Source organism: Brachymonas sp. J145 (assembly GCF_036312245.1).
Classification (GTDB): Bacteria; Pseudomonadota; Gammaproteobacteria; order Burkholderiales; family Burkholderiaceae_C; genus Brachymonas; species Brachymonas wangyanguii.
In genome coordinates this window covers 72,260-89,403 of the sequence record NZ_JAZDCI010000004.1, presented here as the reverse complement: position 1 = coordinate 89,403, position 17,144 = coordinate 72,260, and the positions used below count along the sequence as shown (strand labels likewise).

Annotated in this window: 14 protein-coding genes; 7 read left to right on the top strand and 7 right to left on the bottom strand. The window is 66.3% G+C overall.

All coding sequences use genetic code 11. From position 1 onward, the window contains the following. Position 1: 1 nt before the first annotated feature. Together V1261_RS05650 and V1261_RS05645 are read right to left on the bottom strand one after the other, a co-directional pair. Positions 2-1,987: a MacB family efflux pump subunit gene (locus tag V1261_RS05650; RefSeq protein ID WP_329770648.1), complete on the bottom strand. Its 1,986-nt coding sequence runs from the start codon at positions 1,985-1,987 to the stop codon at positions 2-4. A gap of 10 nt (positions 1,988-1,997) precedes the next feature. Continuing rightward, complete coding sequence (locus V1261_RS05645) at positions 1,998-3,209, bottom strand: efflux RND transporter periplasmic adaptor subunit (protein ID WP_329770647.1); 1,212 nt, start codon at positions 3,207-3,209, stop codon at positions 1,998-2,000. Positions 3,210-3,458: 249 nt separating this feature from the next. On the opposite strand from V1261_RS05645, the gene minC reads away from it, so the two are divergent. The 4 genes from minC (at position 3,459) to V1261_RS05625 (ending at position 7,242) form a co-directional block, all read left to right on the top strand. Beyond that, complete coding sequence (gene minC / locus V1261_RS05640) at positions 3,459-4,208, top strand: septum site-determining protein MinC (protein WP_329770646.1); 750 nt, start codon at positions 3,459-3,461, stop codon at positions 4,206-4,208. Positions 4,209-4,239: 31 nt separating this feature from the next. Beyond that, a complete protein-coding gene (gene minD / locus V1261_RS05635) occupies positions 4,240-5,055 on the top strand; it encodes a septum site-determining protein MinD (RefSeq protein WP_329770645.1) in 816 nt (271 codons plus the stop codon). A 2-nt stretch (positions 5,056-5,057) separates the two neighbouring features. Next, complete coding sequence (minE, locus tag V1261_RS05630) at positions 5,058-5,330, top strand: cell division topological specificity factor MinE (RefSeq protein WP_329770644.1); 273 nt, start codon at positions 5,058-5,060, stop codon at positions 5,328-5,330. Positions 5,331-5,397: 67 nt separating this feature from the next. Continuing rightward, the gene (locus V1261_RS05625; RefSeq protein ID WP_329770643.1) at positions 5,398-7,242 is read left to right on the top strand and encodes an ABC transporter ATP-binding protein; all 1,845 of its coding nucleotides are present in this window, start codon (positions 5,398-5,400) and stop codon (positions 7,240-7,242) included. Positions 7,243-7,303: 61 nt separating this feature from the next. Here V1261_RS05625 and V1261_RS05620 read toward each other — a convergent pair whose 3' ends face one another. Both V1261_RS05620 and V1261_RS05615 read right to left on the bottom strand, forming a co-directional pair. Continuing rightward, positions 7,304-8,341 (bottom strand): glycosyltransferase family 4 protein, encoded by a 1,038-nt coding sequence (locus V1261_RS05620; RefSeq protein ID WP_329770642.1) that lies wholly within the window; start codon positions 8,339-8,341, stop codon positions 7,304-7,306. Between the two features lie 111 nt (positions 8,342-8,452). Then, on the bottom strand, positions 8,453-9,697 hold the full coding sequence (locus V1261_RS05615; RefSeq protein WP_329770641.1) for an MgtC/SapB family protein: 1,245 nt from the start codon (positions 9,695-9,697) through the stop codon (positions 8,453-8,455). A gap of 154 nt (positions 9,698-9,851) precedes the next feature. On the opposite strand from V1261_RS05615, the gene V1261_RS05610 reads away from it, so the two are divergent. Continuing rightward, a complete protein-coding gene (locus V1261_RS05610; RefSeq protein ID WP_329770640.1) occupies positions 9,852-11,201 on the top strand; it encodes an NnrS family protein in 1,350 nt (449 codons plus the stop codon). 17 nt (positions 11,202-11,218) lie between these two features. Here V1261_RS05610 and V1261_RS05605 read toward each other — a convergent pair whose 3' ends face one another. The 3 genes from V1261_RS05605 to recG all read right to left on the bottom strand — a co-directional run bounded on the left by V1261_RS05605 (position 11,219) and on the right by recG (position 14,700). Then, entirely contained in the window at positions 11,219-11,992 is a 774-nt protein-coding gene (locus V1261_RS05605; protein WP_329770754.1) for a sulfite exporter TauE/SafE family protein, read from the bottom strand. Continuing rightward, the gene (locus tag V1261_RS05600) at positions 11,989-12,495 is read right to left on the bottom strand and encodes an NUDIX hydrolase (protein WP_436231801.1); all 507 of its coding nucleotides are present in this window, start codon (positions 12,493-12,495) and stop codon (positions 11,989-11,991) included. Before V1261_RS05600 ends, V1261_RS05605 begins: the two co-directional genes overlap by 4 nt. Before the next feature lie 87 nt (positions 12,496-12,582). Beyond that, on the bottom strand, positions 12,583-14,700 hold the full coding sequence (recG, locus tag V1261_RS05595; protein WP_329770639.1) for an ATP-dependent DNA helicase RecG: 2,118 nt from the start codon (positions 14,698-14,700) through the stop codon (positions 12,583-12,585). Between the two features lie 169 nt (positions 14,701-14,869). Here recG and V1261_RS05590 point away from each other — a divergent pair, with 169 nt between their 5' ends. Then, positions 14,870-15,874 (top strand): TauD/TfdA family dioxygenase, encoded by a 1,005-nt coding sequence (locus V1261_RS05590; protein ID WP_329770638.1) that lies wholly within the window; start codon positions 14,870-14,872, stop codon positions 15,872-15,874. A gap of 114 nt (positions 15,875-15,988) precedes the next feature. Next, positions 15,989-17,053, top strand: coding sequence for a tRNA preQ1(34) S-adenosylmethionine ribosyltransferase-isomerase QueA (queA, locus tag V1261_RS05585; RefSeq protein WP_329770637.1), 1,065 nt, complete (start codon positions 15,989-15,991; stop codon positions 17,051-17,053). The last annotated feature ends 91 nt before the right edge of the window (positions 17,054-17,144 follow it).

Here is a 17,144-nt window from a genome sequence, read left to right as displayed (position 1 = left end):
GTCATTGGCGCGATAGCGCATCCACCGGATCCAGCCGCGCCGCATTGCGCGCCGGCAGGAAACCGAACAGCACGCCGATCAGGGTCGAGAAGAAACAGGCCGCCACAATCGAGCCGACCGAAAAAATCATGCGGAAATTGCCGCCAAACTGGGCAAAGATCCAGCCCACGGTCAGCGCCAGCAGCACGCCGAGCACGCCACCCAGCAGACACACCAGCACCGCCTCGATCAGGAACTGCTTGAGGATGTCGCCCTGGCGCGCGCCCACCGCCATGCGCACGCCAATTTCCTGGGTGCGCTCGGTGACCGATACCAGCATGATGTTCATCACGCCAATGCCACCCACGATCAGCGAAATCAGCGCGATGGCGGAAATCAGCAGCGTCATGGTCTGGGTCGTGCTTTCCACTGTCTGGCGGATGCTGTCCGAGTTTTGCGTGAAGAAATCGACCTTGCCGTGGCGCAGCGCCATCAGCTGGGTGATGCCCTCTTCGGCCGCCTTGCTGTCGGCGCCGTCCTTGACGCGCACCGTGATGCCGCGCAGGTAGTCGGTGCCCATGATGCGCCCCATCACCGTGGTGTAGGGCAGCCAGATGTTGAGCGTGTCAGCCGCGCCGAACATGCTGTCCTTGGGCTCGGTCACGCCCACCACACGCACCGGCACGCTGCCGATCAGCAGCACCTTGCCCAGCGGGTTCTCGCCCGGCTGGAAAAAGGCATCGCGCGTGTTCGGGTCGATCACCGCATCCTGGTTCTGCGTGCGCACGCTGTCATCGTCAAAGCTCACGCCCTGCGCCAGGGTGTAGCCGCGCACCTGGAAAAACTGCGGTCCGACGCCCTGCACGGTGGCGTTCTTCTCGACGTTGGTGCGGCGCAGCATGGCGCTGGTCTGCACGTTCGGCGTCACGCTATCAACGTAATTCAGCTGCGCCAGCGCCTGCGCATCGGATGGCTTGAGCGTACGGATGCGGCCCGAGCGCCGGTCACCAAAGCCGGTGCCGGGATAGACATCGATGGTGTTGGTGCCCATGCTGCTGACGTCCTGCAGGATACGCTGGCGCGAGCCCTCGCCCAGCGCCACCACCGACACCACCGAGGCGATGCCGATGATGATGCCGAGCATGGTCAGCAGCGTACGCATCTTGTGGCCGACCATGGCGCGCACCGCCATCTGCAGCGCCTCGCCCAGCCGGCCCCAGGTCGCGGCCCAGCTGTTCTTCTGCTGCGGCACGCCGCTGTTGTCCTTGACGGCAGACGCCGGGGCATCGCTGTTGCGCGTATCGCCAACGATGCGGCCATCGCTGATTGTGATGACGCGTTCGGCATGCGCCGCCACCTGGGCATCGTGCGTTACCAGGATGATGGTGTGACCGGCGGCATGCAGCTCCTTGAGGATGGCCATCACCTCGACACCGCTGGCGCTATCCAGCGCGCCGGTCGGCTCGTCGGCCAGGATCACGTCACCGCCGTTCATCAGCGCGCGCGCAATCGAGACACGCTGCTGCTGGCCACCCGAAAGCTGGCCGGGCCGGTGGTGGATGCGCTCGCCCAGGCCCAGTCGCTCCAGCAGCTGCTGCGCGCGCCGGTGGCGCTGCTCCACATTGACGCCGGCGTAGATCGCCGGAATCTCCACGTTCTGCAGCGCGTTCAGGTCGCCCATCAGGTGGTAGCGCTGGAAGATGAAGCCAAAGTGCTCGCGGCGCAGGCGCGCCAGCTCGTCGGCTTCCATGCGGCCGGTTTCCTTGCCGGCGACCTGGTAGCTGCCGCGCGTGGCGCGATCCAGGCAGCCCAGGATGTTCATCAGCGTGGACTTGCCGGAGCCGGAGGCACCGACTATCGCCACCATCTCGCCGGCATGGATGTCCAGGTCGATGTCCTTGAGCACGGCCACCACATCGTCGCCGGCCGGGTATTCGCGCGTCACGCCGCGCACCCGCATCAGCGGAATGCGCTCGTCCGTGCCAGCAGGGGATCGGGTTTCAGTCATGGCGCTTCCGTCAGAACATGCGCGGCGTGCGGCGCGCCGGCGAGTTGGCACCGCCCGCGGCAGAATCACCCACCACCACCAGCTCGCCTTCCTTCAGGCCATCCAGCACCTGCACCTGCACGCGGTTGTTCAGGCCGATGCGCACCTGGCGCGTTTCCACGGTTTCCTTGCCCTTCTCGCCGCTGGCCACGCGCACCGGATAGACCGGTTCCTTGCTGCCCGGCGCACGCTTGCCCAGCGCACCGGCCGGAATCAGCAGCGTATCCTTGGCTTCGGCCAGCACGATGGAGACCTGCGCCGTCATCTGGATGCGCAGCTTGCCATCGGCGTTGGGGGCATCCAGCAGGCCGTTGTAGTAGACGGCACTGGTGTTGGAGCTGCTGGTGGCGCTGCCATCGTAGGTTTCCATGTCGATCGGGCCCGGCTCGATGCTGCGCAGCGTAGCCGAATAGCGTTTTTCCGGCTCGCCCAGAATGGTGAAATAGGCCGGCATGTCGGGCTTGACGCGCGGCACGTCCGCCTCGGAAATCTGCGCCTGGATCGTCATCGTGTCCAGCTGCGCCACCTTGACGATGGTCGGCGCGGTCTGGTTGGCGTTCACGGTCTGGCCTTCATCGGTCACGATGGCGACAACGGTGCCGGCGCCCGGCGAGGTGATGCGGGTGTAGCCCAGATTGGCCTGCGCCGTCTGCATGCGCACGTTGTACTGCGCGATGCTGGCATCGGCCGTCTTCAGGTCGGCGCGTGCCGTGGCCAGGGTCTGGCGGGCGGCATCGTAATCGGCCTTGCTGGCGGCATCGCGGTCGTACATGTACTTCTGGCGGTTGTACTCGGTCAGCGCCTTGTCCACCACCGCCTGCTTGGCCACCTTCTGCGCCCGCGCCGAAGCCAGCGCCGCCTCGGCGTCACGCAGGTTGTTGCTCTGCGTCACGGCGTCGATATCGGCAATGCGCTGGCCGGCCTGCACCTGGTCACCGACCTTGACGTACAGCTTCTTGACCTGGCCCGATACCTGAGCGCCCACGTTCACCAGGTTCGAGGCCTGGATCGTGCCGGCGGCCAGCACGCTGTCCTCCAGGCTGCCGCGCTGCACCGGCGCGGTAATCAGCGGCGGGGTTTCCGGCTTGGCCAGGAAGGTGCTGTAAATCAGCCAGCCGGCCAGTACCAGCACGGCGACAGAGAAGGCAATCCACCAGGGGTGGCTCTTGAGGGTTTTCCACATGGTCTTGTTGGTGTCCTGTTGCGGATCCGGCCCGATGCCGGATACCAGGAGAGGTGTCGGCCTGCTGCTGCAGCAGCGATGTTGCAGTGCAGGACTCCTGAACGATACGGCCATGATGCCGGAAGTTCCCGGAGCCTGCCGCCGATATCGCGTCAAATTCGCGTTGGATCGTAACTGGCTGATACATGAAGCCGCGCTGCAGACGGTAAACTCATGGCTTTACCGTTACCGTTTTTTCTGACCACCACCATGACCGTCGCTACGGCAACGCCGAGTTTCGAATTCAAGAGCGCCTTCCTGTCCACGGTGGCCCTGCTGCTCAAGTCCCCTGACCTGTCCCTGCTGCAAGCCGGGCTGGACGCCCAACTGGGTGACGATCCCGACTTTTTCGACCACGATGCCCTGGTGATCGACCTGGCTGCCGTACACGGCGAGACCATCGATTTCGCCGCGCTGGTGGCCTTGCTGCGCGCACGCCGCACGCTGCCGGTTGCCGTCCGCGGCGGTTCACCGGAGCAGATGCAGGCCGCGCTGGCCCAAGGCCTGGCCGCCGCCCCCGAAGAGCTGCCGGCGCGTGCCGTGGCCGCCCCGGCAGCGGCTCCCGCACCGGCACCGCAGACCGTGGTGCAGCAGGTCGAGGTGGTGCGCGAAGTGCCGGCACCGGCCCCCGTCACCATGGTGATCGACAAGCCGCTGCGCTCCGGCCAGCAGGTCTATGCGCGTGGTGCCGATCTGGTCGTGCTGGCCATGGTCAGCGACGGTGCCGAGGTCATCGCCGACGGCAACGTGCACGTCTATGCGCCGCTGCGCGGCCGCGCCATTGCCGGCGCGCGCGGCAATACCGATGCCCGCATCTTTACCACCTGCCTGCAGCCGCAGCTGGTATCGATTGCCGGCATCTACCGCACCAGCGAACAGGAGCTGCCGCCCGAGGTGGCCGGCAAGCCGGCACAAGTGCGGCTGGACGGCGAAAAAATGCTGTTCGAACCCCTGAGTTAATCTTCATATCCATTACCAAGGAAATCCCAACATGGCAAAAATCGTCGTCGTGACCTCCGGCAAGGGGGGTGTAGGCAAGACCACCACCAGCGCCAGCTTTGCCACCGGCCTGGCCATGCGTGGCCACAAGACCGCCGTCATCGACTTTGACGTCGGCCTGCGCAACCTGGACCTGATCATGGGCTGCGAACGCCGCGTGGTGTACGACCTGATCAACGTGATCCAGGGTGAGGCCAACCTGAACCAGGCGCTGATCAAGGACAAGCAGGTCGACAACCTCTACATCCTGGCCGCCAGCCAGACACGCGACAAGGACGCCCTGACCAAGGAAGGCGTCGGCAAGGTACTGGAAGACCTGGCCGCCATGGGCTTCGAATACATCGTCTGCGATTCGCCCGCCGGTATCGAGGGCGGTGCCATGATGGCCATGCACTACGCCGACGAGGCGCTGGTGGTGACCAACCCCGAAGTCTCCTCCGTGCGTGACTCCGACCGCATCCTCGGCATGCTGGGCAGCAAGACCAGGCGCGCCTCCGAAGGCAAGGAGCCGATCAAGGAGCACCTGCTGATCACGCGCTACAACCCGAACCGCGTGGCCGATGGCCAGATGCTGTCGCTGGAGGATATCCAGGACATCCTGCGCATCAAGCTGATCGGCGTGATTCCCGAATCCGAAGCCGTGCTGCAGGCCTCCAACCAGGGCTCGCCGGCGATCCTGTCCACTGGTACCGATGTGGCCCAGGCCTATAGCGACGTGATCGACCGCTTCATGGGCCAGGACAAGCCGCTGCGCTTCATCGACGCTGAAAAGCCGGGCTTCTTCAAGCGCCTGTTCGGAGGGAAGTAAGCATGGCATCGTTCCTGTCCTTCCTGCTCGGTGAAAAGAAGAAGACCGCCTCGGTCGCCAAGGAGCGCCTGCAGATCATCCTGGCGCACGAGCGCAGCGGCCGCGCCGGTGCCGACGAGCCCGACTACCTGCCGGCGCTGCAGCGCGAGCTGGTGGCGGTGATCTCCAAGTACGTCAAGATCAACCCGGACGACCTGAAGGTGCAGCTGGACCGCCAGGACAACCTGGAAGTGCTGGAAGTCAAGATCGAACTGCCGGACGCACAGCAGCGCTGAAGCCCATGCGCCACGCCCGGATAGCCCCGGCGTAGCGCATGTCACGCGACTCCGCTAGGATTCCGGAATGCAATTCCTGTTTTCCTGGTTTGAACGTCGCCTGCCACCCTACCCCTCGCGGGAGCCAGTGGCCCCTCCCACCAGCCTGCTGCGCTTTGTCTGGCAGATGACGCGCGGCGCGCGCGGCTACCTGCTCGGCATGGCCGTGCTGTCAGCGCTGGTGTCCATGTACGAAGTCTTCCTGTTTGCCACGCTCGGCCGCGTGGTGGACTGGCTAGCCGCCAGCACGCGCGACACCCTGCTGCAGGACTTCGGCAGCCAGCTCGGCTGGCTCACCGGCATCATGCTGGCCTCGATCGTGGTGGTCGGGCTGCAGACCATCTTCAAGCACCAGGCGCTAGCCATCAACTTCCCGATGCGGCTGCGCTGGAACTTCCACCGGTTGATGCTGGGCCAGAGCATGGCCTTTTACGCCGAGGAATTTGCCGGCCGCATCACCACCAAGATCATGCAGACCGCGCTGGCGGTACGCGACATGCTGTTCACCACCACCGATGTGGTGATCGGCATGGGCACCTACATGATCACCATCCTGCTGCTGGCCGGCGGTTTCGACCTGCGCCTGATGCTGCCGTTTGCGCTCTGGGCGGTGAGCTATCTGCTGGCCTGCTGGTATTTCGTGCCCAAGCTGGGCCAGGTGAGCAAGGCGCAGGCCAACGCCCGCGCCGCCATGACTGGCCGCATCACCGATGCCTACGCCAACATCGGCACCGTCAAGCTGTTTGCACACACCCAGCGCGAAGCCGGCTTTGCACGTGCCGCGATGGACGATTTCCGGGCCACCGGCTACCAGCAGATGCGACTGGTGAGCCGTTTCGAGATCGTCAACCAGATCATGATGGTGCTGCTGATCCTGAGTGCCACCGGCCTGTCGCTCTGGCTCTGGACGCGTGGCGAAGTCGGCACCGGTGCCGTCGCCGCCGTCAGCGCCATGGCGCTGCGCCTGACGGGCATGAGCCACTGGGTGATGTGGGAAATGACGATGCTGTTCGAGAACGTCGGCACCATCCAGGACGGCATGCAGACACTGTCGCGCCCGCGCACCGTGGTCGACGCCGACAATGCCCGCCAGCTGGAAGTGTCGCAGGGCGAGGTGCGCTTCGAGCGTGTCAGCTTCAGCTACCGCGCCGGCCTGGCACCAGTGATCGACGGGCTGGACCTGGTGATCCGCCCCGGCGAAAAAGTCGGACTGATCGGCCGTTCCGGTGCCGGCAAGTCGACGCTGGTCAACCTGCTGCTGCGCTTCCAGGACGTGGACAGCGGCCGCATCCTCATCGACGGCCAGGACGTGCGAAGCGTGACGCAGGACAGCCTGCGCAGCGCCATCGGCATGGTGTCGCAGGACACCTCGCTGCTGCACCGCTCCATGCGCGACAACATCCTCTATGGCCGACCCGATGCCAGCGAAGCCGAGATGATCGCTGCCGCCGAACGCGCCGAGGCCGACGAGTTCATCGCGCGCCTTGATGACCGCCAGGGCAACACCGGCTACGACGCCCAGGTCGGCGAACGCGGCGTCAAGCTCTCCGGCGGCCAGCGCCAGCGCGTGGCGATCGCCCGTGTCATGCTCAAGGATTCGCCGATCCTGGTGCTGGATGAAGCTACCAGCGCACTCGACTCCGAAGTCGAAGCCGCGATCCAGAGCAGCCTGCTGCGCCTGATGGAAGGCAAGACCGTGATCGCGATTGCACACCGCCTGTCCACCATCGCCGCGCTGGACCGCCTGATCGTGCTGGATCAGGGCCGCATCCTGGAACAGGGTACGCACCAGGAGCTGCTGGCGCTGGGCGGGCTCTATGCGCGCCTGTGGCAGCGCCAGAGCGGCGGTTTTCTGGCGTCGCAGGATAGTTGATCAGGGGGCGCTTGCCCCTGTCGTGAATCGCTATATGAAGAGATAACTTGCCCGCCGCCGCTTACCCCGCCAGCACCACCTGCGCCGCCTCCCGACCACGCGGTGCCAGACCATCCAGGAACTGGCGCGTGGCCGAAGGCCAGTTGAACTGCTCGGCGTGGCGGCGCACGGCGGCACGATCTTTCGTCTTGTCCAGCGCTCGCAGGCAGGCCTGGCGCAAGTCGGTATCGAGCACGCCGCCGTCCGAGTCCATGCCGATCACGTCGATCGGTCCCGGGACCGGATAGGCCGCCACCGGCGTCCCGCAGGCCATGGCCTCAACCATCACCAGACCGAAGGTATCGGTGACGCTGGGGAACACCATCACGTCGGCACTGCGGTAGGCGGTGGACAGCGGTTCGCCCTTGAGCACGCCAAGCCAGCGCGCCTCGGGGAAGCGCGCGCGCAGCTTCTCTTCTTCCGGGCCGGAGCCGACCACCCACTTCTCGCCGGGCAGGTCCAGCTCCAGGAACTTGTGCACCTGCTTTTCCACGGCAATGCGGCCGACGTAGAGGAACACTGGATCCTTCTCGCGCGGCAGGAACTCGCCATCGGGATGGAAGGCATCGAGATTGACGCCGCGCGACCACAGGCGCGCCTTGCTGAAGCCGCGCTCCTTCAGGTCCTGCACGATGGCCGGCGTGGGTGCCATGGTGGAACGCGCCGCATTGTGGAACTTGCGCAGTACCGCATAGCTGATGCCGACCGGCAGGCGGAAGCGCGCGTGCACGTATTCGGGAAAGCGGCTGTGGTAGGCGCTGGAAAACGGCCAGCCCAGCTTGATCGCGGTATGGCGCGCCATCCAGCCCAGCGGGCCTTCGGTGGCAATGTGCAGGCAATCCGGATCGAAGGCCTGGATGCGCTGCGCGATCTGCGCCGGCGTGGCCAGCGCCAGCGAAATCTCCGGGTAGGTCGGGCACGGCATGGAGCGGAACTCCAGCGGCGACAGGATCTGCACCTCATGCCCCAGCTCCTGCAGGTGGGCGGTGGTGGTCTTCAGCGTGCGCACCACGCCATTCACCTGGGGCTCCCAGGCGTCCGTCACAATCATGATTTTCATGTCACTCGCTTCCGTGTCCGGGGGCGGCCTCATGCTGCCCCGCACCATAATGTGTGACCATTGGACGGGTTTTGCACGACGAACACGTGTCGAACCCGTGACGTCTGCGTGTCAACCCCAGATGCCCTGCATCAGTGCCAGCACCGCCGCGGCGGCGGCCACCTGCGTGATCAGCGTCAGCGCCACGTACCAGCCATAGGAGCGGCTGCCGCTGACCAGGGCCAGCGTGGCCTTGGCCGTCGAACCCGAAGCCAGCACGCCCACCAGGCCCCATTGCGCCGTGGTTTGCGGCATATGGCCGGATGTTGCCATGCGCGCAATACTGACTGCCGCTGCCTGCAGCTCGGTCAAGGCCGCCAGCATCGCCGCCAAGATCGCCACGGTATCGCCAAACAGATGGCGCAGCCAGGCCGCCATGATGGATACCAGCGCAATCGCCAGGGCGATCAGCAATGCGTGGCTGAGCTTGAAGGCACGTGCCGATGCCGGTGCAGTCTCTTCCGGTACCGGCTGCTGCAGCGAACGGCGCAAGCCGATCAGTGCCCCCAGCAACAGCACCAGCACCGCCATGCCCAGGGGCGCTGCCGTGGCCAGCAGCAGGCCAGGCGCCACCGCCCAGACCACGGCACCAAGCAACAGCAGCGAGGCCAGGTTGGCCAGTATCGCGGCAGCTCCGGCCTCCAGGGCGCTGCCGCGATCGGACTTGCTGCGTTGCCCCATGCTGGCGGTAGCGGCCGTGGACGAGGCAAAGCCGGCAAAGAAGCCGGCCACCGGCAGGCCCCAGCGCGGCCCGACCATGCGCTGCGCCACATGGCCCAGCACGCCCACCGCCATCACCAGTACCACCACCTTCCACACCGTGCGCAGGTGCAGCACGCCCCAGGGATCGACCGCGGCGGCTGGCAGCAGCGGCATCACCACCAGCCCCGCCACCAGCAGCACCATGCCATCGCGCACTTCCTGCTCGCTGATCAGGTTGCGGCTGATGTTCTTGAGCTGGCTCTTGGCCTGCAGCAGCACTGCCACCACCACGCCCAGTGGCACGGCCAGCTCCGGACGGTGCATCGCCAACCCGGCCAGCGCCATGTTCACCAGCAGCGCCGCCTCGCCGGTCAGGCCGACATCGTCCGGCTCGTTGCGCATGTAGCCGGCCACGCCATAGGCGCCAATCACCAGCACGGCCACCATGTAGATACCGACGCCCAGTTCCATGCAGATGGCACCCGCCAGCGCCACCAGCGCATGCGTGCGGATGCCGGCCATGGTTTCGGTATTGCGGCGCTCGCGCACCATGCCGATCAGCAGGCCGATACCGAGTGCCGCGAGAATGCCGCGCAAGCTGTCATTCCATTCCATCCCCGAGTACTCCTCTGCCCTGTGCGGGCTTGTCTGGCCAGCATATACCAACTGGCCTCGCCTGCGGAGCGGGGCCATGCCGGAGGCCATTCATGCCCTTGCCGCCACTGCGTGAATGAACCTTTTGTCACAGCCGCTGGCCTAGAATTTCTGCATGACTGACAAGCAGACCCCCTCTCCCCGCCCGATTCCGATCCAGACCGCTGCGCCACGCCCCTCCGCCGAAGACAAGGCGCGCGAAAAAGCCGCCCTGCTGGCCGCGGCCGAAGCCGCGCCCTGGCGCCTGCAGGACCTGATGCGCGCCCCCCACCGGCTCGGCTTTTTCCTGGCGATGCTGCTGCTGGTGCTCGGCAGCCTGTGGTGGGCGCTGGTGCAGACTGACCGCTTCAGCGGCGCGCTGCAACTGCAGCAGACGATCCCGGCCACGCTGGTCCACGCCAACGTGATGGTCTATGGCTTCATGCCGCTGTACTTTGCCGGCTTCCTGTTCACCGCCGGTCCCAAGTGGCTCAACGTCACCGCCCCCACGTCAGAGCAGGTACGGCCGCTGCTGCTGTTGCAGGCCGGCGGCTGGCTGCTGTGGCTGGTCGGCGCGCAGCTGAACCAGACACTGGCGCTGGTCGGCGGCGCGCTGGCGCTGATCGGCCTGTGCTGGATGTACGCCATGTGGTGGAAGCTGGTGCGCATCAGCGTGCACCAGGACCGCCTGCATGCCAAGAGCGTCGGCATTGGCGGCCTGATCGGCTGTATTGCCCTGGCCGGTGCCCTGCTGGCGCTGTGGCAAGGCGATGCGGCGCAATCGCGCCTGTGGACGCTGACCGGCCTGTGGGGCTATATCGTCGTCACCTTTGTCGCCGTGGCCCACCGCATGATTCCCTTCTTCACCAGCAATGCCGTGCCCATGGTGCAGGTCTGGCGTCCGTTCTGGGTGCTGGGGCTGATGCTGGGTGCCGCGCTTTTCGAGGCCATCGTGCCCTGGCTGGAAGCGCTGGGCCTGCGCGGCCAAGGCTGGATGCTGTTCCGCGGCGTGGTCGAGCTCGGCATTGCCGCCATGCTGCTGTGGCTGGCCGTTGTCTGGGGCCTGGTGCAGAGCCTGAAAATCCGCCTGCTGGCGATGCTGCACATCGGCTTCATCTGGCTGGGCCTGGCCTTCCTGATCAGCGGCCTGACGCAGATCCTGGGCGCCAGCGCCGGCATCGTGCTGCCGTGGGCGGCGCTGCACGCGCTGACCATGGGCTGCCTGGGTTCGCTGATCGTGGCCATGGTGACGCGCGTGTCCTGCGGCCACAGCGGCCGTGCCCTGATTGCCGACGATACCGTCTGGCGCTTGTTCTGGCTGCTGCAGCTGTCCATCCTGCTGCGCATTGCCGGTGCCTTCCCGAGTGGACAGGCCAGCCTGCTGCTGATGCTGGCAGCCCTGCTCTGGACCAGCATCCTGGCGGTCTGGGCCTGGCGCTACAGCCTCTGGTACGGGAAGCCGCGCGCTGACGGCAAGGAGGGCTGATATGCCTGCGCGCCAGCTCAGCGCTGGCGCAGGAAGAACAGCAGCGTCATCACCAGGCCGGTGATGATCACGATGGCACGCACGGCCCGCATCGGCAGCCGGCGTGCCAACCGGGCACCAGCCCAGCCGCCGAGCGTGGCAAATACCATCATCACCAGCGCCTCGCGCCAGACAATCGCACCAGCCCAGGCAAAGGCCGCCACCGAAATCAGCGACAGCACCAGCGAGTTGAGATTCTTGAGCGCATTGGCGGTATGCAGCCGCGCCTCGCCCACCAGCAGGTACATCGCCATCAGCAGGATGCCGAGCCCGCCGTTGAAGTAGCCGCCGTAGATGCAGACCAGCAGCAAGGCCGGCAAGCGCCAGCGCTGCAACTGGTCAGCCTGGCCGCCGCGCAGCCGTGCCGTCAACCAGGGGCCAAATGCGAACAAGGCCGTGGCAAACAGCAGCAGCCAGGGCACGATGCCGGCGAACACAGCCGAAGGCGTCACCAGCAGCAGCAGCGCCCCCAACAGGCCACCCAGCGCCGCCACCAGCATCTCGCGCCAGAGCAGGCGGCGCGGCAAGTCCTGCAGCTCCGGCCGGAAGCCCAGCGTGCTGCCCAGATAACCGGGGGATACCACGGCGGCGCTGGTGGCGTTGGCGGCAATCGGCGGAATGCCGGCCCATACCAGTGCCGGAAAAGTCAGGAAACTGCCGCCACCGGCAATCGCATTCAGTACGCCCGCGCCAAAGGCGGCCAGTGCCAGCACCAGCCAGATGCCCAGATCCAGTTCAGCCACGGCGCTCAGCGTGTCTCGAAGCAGGCGGGATTGGTGACACTCTCATGCGCGTAGATCGTGTCCAGCGGGAAGCGGTGGCCGCTCAGATAGTCTTCCAGCGAGCGGAGCACCATCGGGCTGCGATGGCGGTGCACGCTGGCACGGATCTCGTCGGGCGTGAGCCAGAGCGTGCGCTCGATCGGCGTGTCCAGTTCGCGCTCCGAGTGGAACTGGCCGAGTTGGCCGCAGAAGGTGAAGCGCAAAAAGGTCAGGTCACGGTCGATGCCGCGCTTGGGGTCATGACCCTGGTAGCGCGACAGGTAGACGCCGACCAGCGCCTCGGGTGTGAAGTCGTAGGCGGTTTCTTCCAGCACTTCGCGCACGCAGGCATGCACCAGGGACTCGCCGCGGTCCAGGTGGCCGGCCGCATTGTTCAGCACCAGACCACGGGTCTGACGCTCTTCCACCAGCAGGAATCGGCCTTCATGCTCCAGCACGGCAGCCACGGTAACTCGAGGGGTCCAGCGTTCCATGATTGTTCTTTCAGCATTGCAGGCCTGCATCAGGATCAGGCCAAGGAAGAGGATATTATCGCATTACTACCGGCGACCTACACGGCTTCACGCCTTCAGGAACTCGGCCTTGCCGCCCAGCCAGCGCTCCAGGTGGCGCTCGGCCAGCACCGGGTGCTGCCGCAGCATGCGCGGCGCCCAGTCGCGTGCCCAGTCCAGCAGCAGGCCATCCTGTTCCAGATCGGCAAAACGCAGCAGCGGGCTGCCGCTCTGGCGCGCCCCCAGCAGCTCGCCCGGGCCGCGAATTTCCAGATCGCGCCGGGCAATCTCGAAGCCGTCACTGGTTTCGGCCATCGCCGTCAGCCGCGCCTTCGCCGTCTCGCTGACCCGGCCGGCCTCGTTCGGTGCAAACAGCAACACGCAGACGCTGGCAGCCGCGCCCCGCCCGACGCGGCCGCGCAGCTGGTGCAACTGGCTCAGGCCGAAACGCTCGGCGTGCTCGATCACCATCAGGCTGGCATTCGGCACGTCCACGCCGACCTCGATCACGGTGGTGCTGACCAGCACGCCGGTCTCGCCGCTGACAAAGCCTTGCATGATGGCCTTCTTCTCGGCCACCGGCAGCTTCGAGTGCAGCAGCGCCACCTGCACGCCCGGCAGCGCCTCGCCCAGTTCTTCCCAGGTCTGGGTTGCGTTCTGCAGGTCCAGTACCTCGCTTTCCTCGATCAGCGGGCAGACCCAGTAGACCTGCCGGCCCTGTGCCAGCTGCGTACCGATACGCTCGATCACCTCGTGCCGGCGCTGCTGGCTGATCAGCTTGGTCAGCACCGGCGTGCGTCCGGGCGGCAGCTCGTCGATCGTGCTGACGTGCAGGTCGGCGTAGTAGCTCATCGCCAGCGTGCGCGGAATCGGCGTCGCCGTCATCATCAGCAGGTGCGGCTCGCGCACCACGCCGGTATCGGCATCGGCTGCGGTCGCCATCTTCTGCCGCAGGGCCAGGCGCTGCGCCACGCCAAAGCGGTGCTGCTCGTCGATGATGGCCAGCGCCAGCTGGTGGAACTGCACCTTGTCCTGGATCACCGCATGCGTGCCCACCACCAGCTGCGCCTCGCCGCTGGCAATACGCGCCAGCATCTCGCGCCGCTCCTTCGCCTTCTGGCTGCCGGTGAGCCAGGCCACGCCCACGTTCAGCGGCGTCAGCCAGTCCAGCAGCTTGCGGAAATGCTGCTCGGCCAGGATCTCGGTCGGTGCCATCAGCGCGCACTGCCAGCCGGCATCGATGCAGATCGCCGCCGCCAGCGCCGCCACCACGGTCTTGCCGGAGCCGACATCGCCCTGCAGCAGGCGGTGCATCGGCTGGCCTTGCTGCAGGTCATGCGCGATCTCTTCGCAGACACGGCGTTGCGCTGCCGTCAGACTGAACGGCAGCTGTGCCAGCAGCTGTTCATGCAGGCCGCCCTGGCGCAGCGGCAGTTGCGGCGCCTGCAGCTGCTCGCGCGCGATATGCGCCTGCGCCTGTGACAGCTGCTGCGCCAGCAGCTCCTCCGCCTTCAGTCGCAGCCAGGCCGGGTGGCTACGATCCTCCAGCGCCGCCACCGAAACATCGGCCGACGGATGGTGCAGATACTGCAGCGCATCGCCCAGCGCCCAGGGCGGCTGGTGCACCACGCGGCCCAGATCCTGCAGCGCCGCCGCCGGCAGGGTTTCGGCCAGCAGGCCGGCCTTGTGTGCGCGTTCCAGCCCCGATTGCACGGCACGCCGCAAATAGGCCTGCGGCAGGTTGCCGGACGAGGGATAAACCGGCGTCAGCGCCTCCGGCAGCTCGCCCCCGGCGGCGCGGAACGAGGGGTGCAGCATGGTGCAGCCCATGAAACCGGTGCGGATCTCGCCGCGCAGCAGCACCTGCCGCCCTTCCGACAAGGCCTGCTGCTGGTTCGGATAGAAATTGAAGAAGCGCGCCGTGCAGACATCCGTGCCATCGTCCACCGTGACGATCAGCTGGCGCCGTGGCCGGTACTGCAGCTCGCTGGACGTGACCACGCCCTCGATCTGGATCACCTCGCCCGGGCGTGCATCGCGCAACCGCGTGATGCGCGTCTCGTCCTCGTAGCGCAGCGGCACATGCAGGGCGAAATCCATCGGTGACAGCAGCCCCAGCTTGCGCAGGGCCTTCTGCATCGGGGACAGGGGCTTGGCCGCAGGGGCGGCACGCTCGGGTTCGGACATGGGGACAATTCTGCCTGCTTTTGCGGCGTGGCAGGCACAGCGCGAGCGATACGGCGATGGCCCTGCCATCCCGCCAGCCCATCAGCTTGAGCCAGACCGCACTCTTGGTTACCATTGCAGATTCGCCGCGCCATGCGGCCTGTCCTGTTCCGCTTGGAGACCCCGCCCCATGAGCCTGATCCTGACCCAGCCCATCACCGGCCCTTCGGCCTGGAAAGCCGCCGATGCAGCCCAGCGCCAAGACGAATGGCTGCGCCCCCTCTCCGCCGAGGCCATTGCCGCACTGGATGCTGCGCTGGCAGGGCTGGAGGCACGCGGTCTGCGCTTCCCGCACTTCACCAAGGAAGACTTCCCGCTGGACGCGCTGGCTCCCGAGCTGGCACGCTGGTCCGAAGACCTGGAGAACGGCCTGGGCTTTGTGGTGGCGCGCGGCATTCCGGTAGAGCGCTATACCGAGGCACAAATCGATGCCATCTGCTACGGCATCGGCCTGCATCTGGGCCGCCCGGTGCGCCAGAACCCCAAGGGCGATCTGCTTGGCAAGGTTCAGGCCGTCGGTGATATCGGCGACAAGAACACGCGCGTCTACGAGACCAACCTCTACCTGCCCTACCACACCGATCCCTCCGACGTGGTGGGCCTGCTGTGCGTGCGCAAGGCCAAGGAGGGCGGCCTGTCCAGCCTGGTAAGCGTGGCCTCCATCTACAACGAGATCCTGGCCAAGTACCCCGAATACCTGGGCCTGTACTACAAGCGCTGGTACATGGCCCACCTGTGCCAGCCCACACCGGCACTGACCGCGCTGTTCAGCTACCACCAGGGCAAGCTGAGCTGCCGCTACCTGCGCCAGTACGTCGAGCTGGGCCACGAGATCATGGAGCTGCCGCTGTCGCAGGTCGAGATCCGCGCGCTGGACATCCTCGACGAAGTGATCGCCAACCCCGTGCACCGCATCGACATGATGCTGGAACCGGGTGACCTGCAACTGGCCAACAACAACGTGGTGCTGCATTCGCGCACCGGCTTTGTCGATCACGACGACGTCGTCAAGGATGGCCGCAAGCTGCTGCGCCTGTGGCTGCAAATGCCCAACGCCCGTGAGCACGGCGACGATTTCCCCGGCCGCAACGGCTTCCCGGAAACGCCGGAGATGCTGGCTGCCCTGGCCTCCTGATCGGACTTGGTGGCGGCAACGCCACCGGCCTGGCCTGCCCTCTTCTGCCCCAAGGGTTTTCCTGGCGCGGGCCTGCACGTGGGACAATGCGGCCTGCCCTTACCGCCTAGCGCCATGATCTCCCCTGCCCCCACCTTCACCCTCAGCGATTTCGACTTCCACCTGCCGCCCGAGCTGATCGCTCAGCACCCGGCGCCCGAGCGCACCGGCTCGCGCCTGCTCGATGGCCGTGCGCCCGAACCGGTGGACCGCCGCTTTACCGAGCTGCCCGGCCTGCTGCGCAGCGGCGATCTGATGGTGTTCAACGATACCCAGGTGGTGAAGGCGCGCCTGTTTGGCCAGAAGGCCACCGGCGGCCAGCTGGAACTGCTGGTGGAGCGCGTGCTGCACGAAGCCGATCTGCCGCACACGGTCGCCGCGCACATGAAGGTCAGCAAGAAGCCGCAACCCGGTGCCGTGCTGCAGATGGACGGCGGCTTCACCGCCACCCTGCTGGGCCGCTGGCCGCACGAGGACGGCCCGATCTACCGCTTCCAGTTCAGCGATGATCCGTACACGCTGATGGCGCAGCACGGCCACGTGCCGCTGCCGCCCTATATCACCCACGGCGACGATGCCGAGGACGAGCGCCGCTACCAGACCGTGTTTGCGCGCCACCCCGGCGCCGTGGCCGCTCCCACCGCCGCGCTGCACTTTGACCAGCCGCTGCTGGACCAGTTGCAGGCCATGGGCGTGGAACGTGCCCATGTCACGCTGCACGTGGGAGCCGGCACCTTCCAGCCGGTCAAGACCGAAAACATCGCCGAACACGTGATGCACCACGAGCGCTACCATGTGCCGCCCGAGACCCAGGCCGCCATCGAGGCCTGTCGCGCGCGCGGCGGCCGCATCGTGGCGGTAGGCACCACCAGCGTGCGCGCGCTGGAAAGCTGGGCCACGTCGGGTCAGGCCCATGGCGATACCGACATCTTCATCACGCCGGGCTACCGTTTCCGCGTGGTGGACCTGATGCTGACCAACTTCCACCTGCCCAAGAGCACGCTGATGATGCTGGTCAGCGCCTTTGCCGGCTACGACCAGATCAAGGCGCTGTACCAGCATGCGATTGCGCAGCAATATCGCTTCTTCAGCTACGGTGATTCCATGTTGCTGCAACGCAACATGACTGGCAACACCTGAAAATCATCTTCCAAGTCCTTGCAATAGTTCACACTTTTGTCATGACTGAAAGCTGACACTGCCGTCAGCTGATGCACAATCGTGTTGCATC

Coding starts and splice junctions, on each gene's coding strand:
- V1261_RS05620 (WP_329770642.1), bottom strand. CDS start 8,341: ATGAAAATCATGATTGTGACGGACGCCTGGGAGCCCCAGGTGAATGGC.
- minC (WP_329770646.1), top strand. CDS start 3,459: ATGACCGTCGCTACGGCAACGCCGAGTTTCGAATTCAAGAGCGCCTTC.
- minE (WP_329770644.1), top strand. CDS start 5,058: ATGGCATCGTTCCTGTCCTTCCTGCTCGGTGAAAAGAAGAAGACCGCC.
- V1261_RS05600 (WP_436231801.1), bottom strand. CDS start 12,495: ATGGAACGCTGGACCCCTCGAGTTACCGTGGCTGCCGTGCTGGAGCAT.
- V1261_RS05610 (WP_329770640.1), top strand. CDS start 9,852: ATGACTGACAAGCAGACCCCCTCTCCCCGCCCGATTCCGATCCAGACC.
- V1261_RS05650 (WP_329770648.1), bottom strand. CDS start 1,987: ATGACTGAAACCCGATCCCCTGCTGGCACGGACGAGCGCATTCCGCTG.
- queA (WP_329770637.1), top strand. CDS start 15,989: ATGATCTCCCCTGCCCCCACCTTCACCCTCAGCGATTTCGACTTCCAC.
- V1261_RS05625 (WP_329770643.1), top strand. CDS start 5,398: ATGCAATTCCTGTTTTCCTGGTTTGAACGTCGCCTGCCACCCTACCCC.
- V1261_RS05615 (WP_329770641.1), bottom strand. CDS start 9,697: ATGGAATGGAATGACAGCTTGCGCGGCATTCTCGCGGCACTCGGTATC.
- V1261_RS05645 (WP_329770647.1), bottom strand. CDS start 3,209: ATGTGGAAAACCCTCAAGAGCCACCCCTGGTGGATTGCCTTCTCTGTC.
- minD (WP_329770645.1), top strand. CDS start 4,240: ATGGCAAAAATCGTCGTCGTGACCTCCGGCAAGGGGGGTGTAGGCAAG.
- recG (WP_329770639.1), bottom strand. CDS start 14,700: ATGTCCGAACCCGAGCGTGCCGCCCCTGCGGCCAAGCCCCTGTCCCCG.
- V1261_RS05590 (WP_329770638.1), top strand. CDS start 14,870: ATGAGCCTGATCCTGACCCAGCCCATCACCGGCCCTTCGGCCTGGAAA.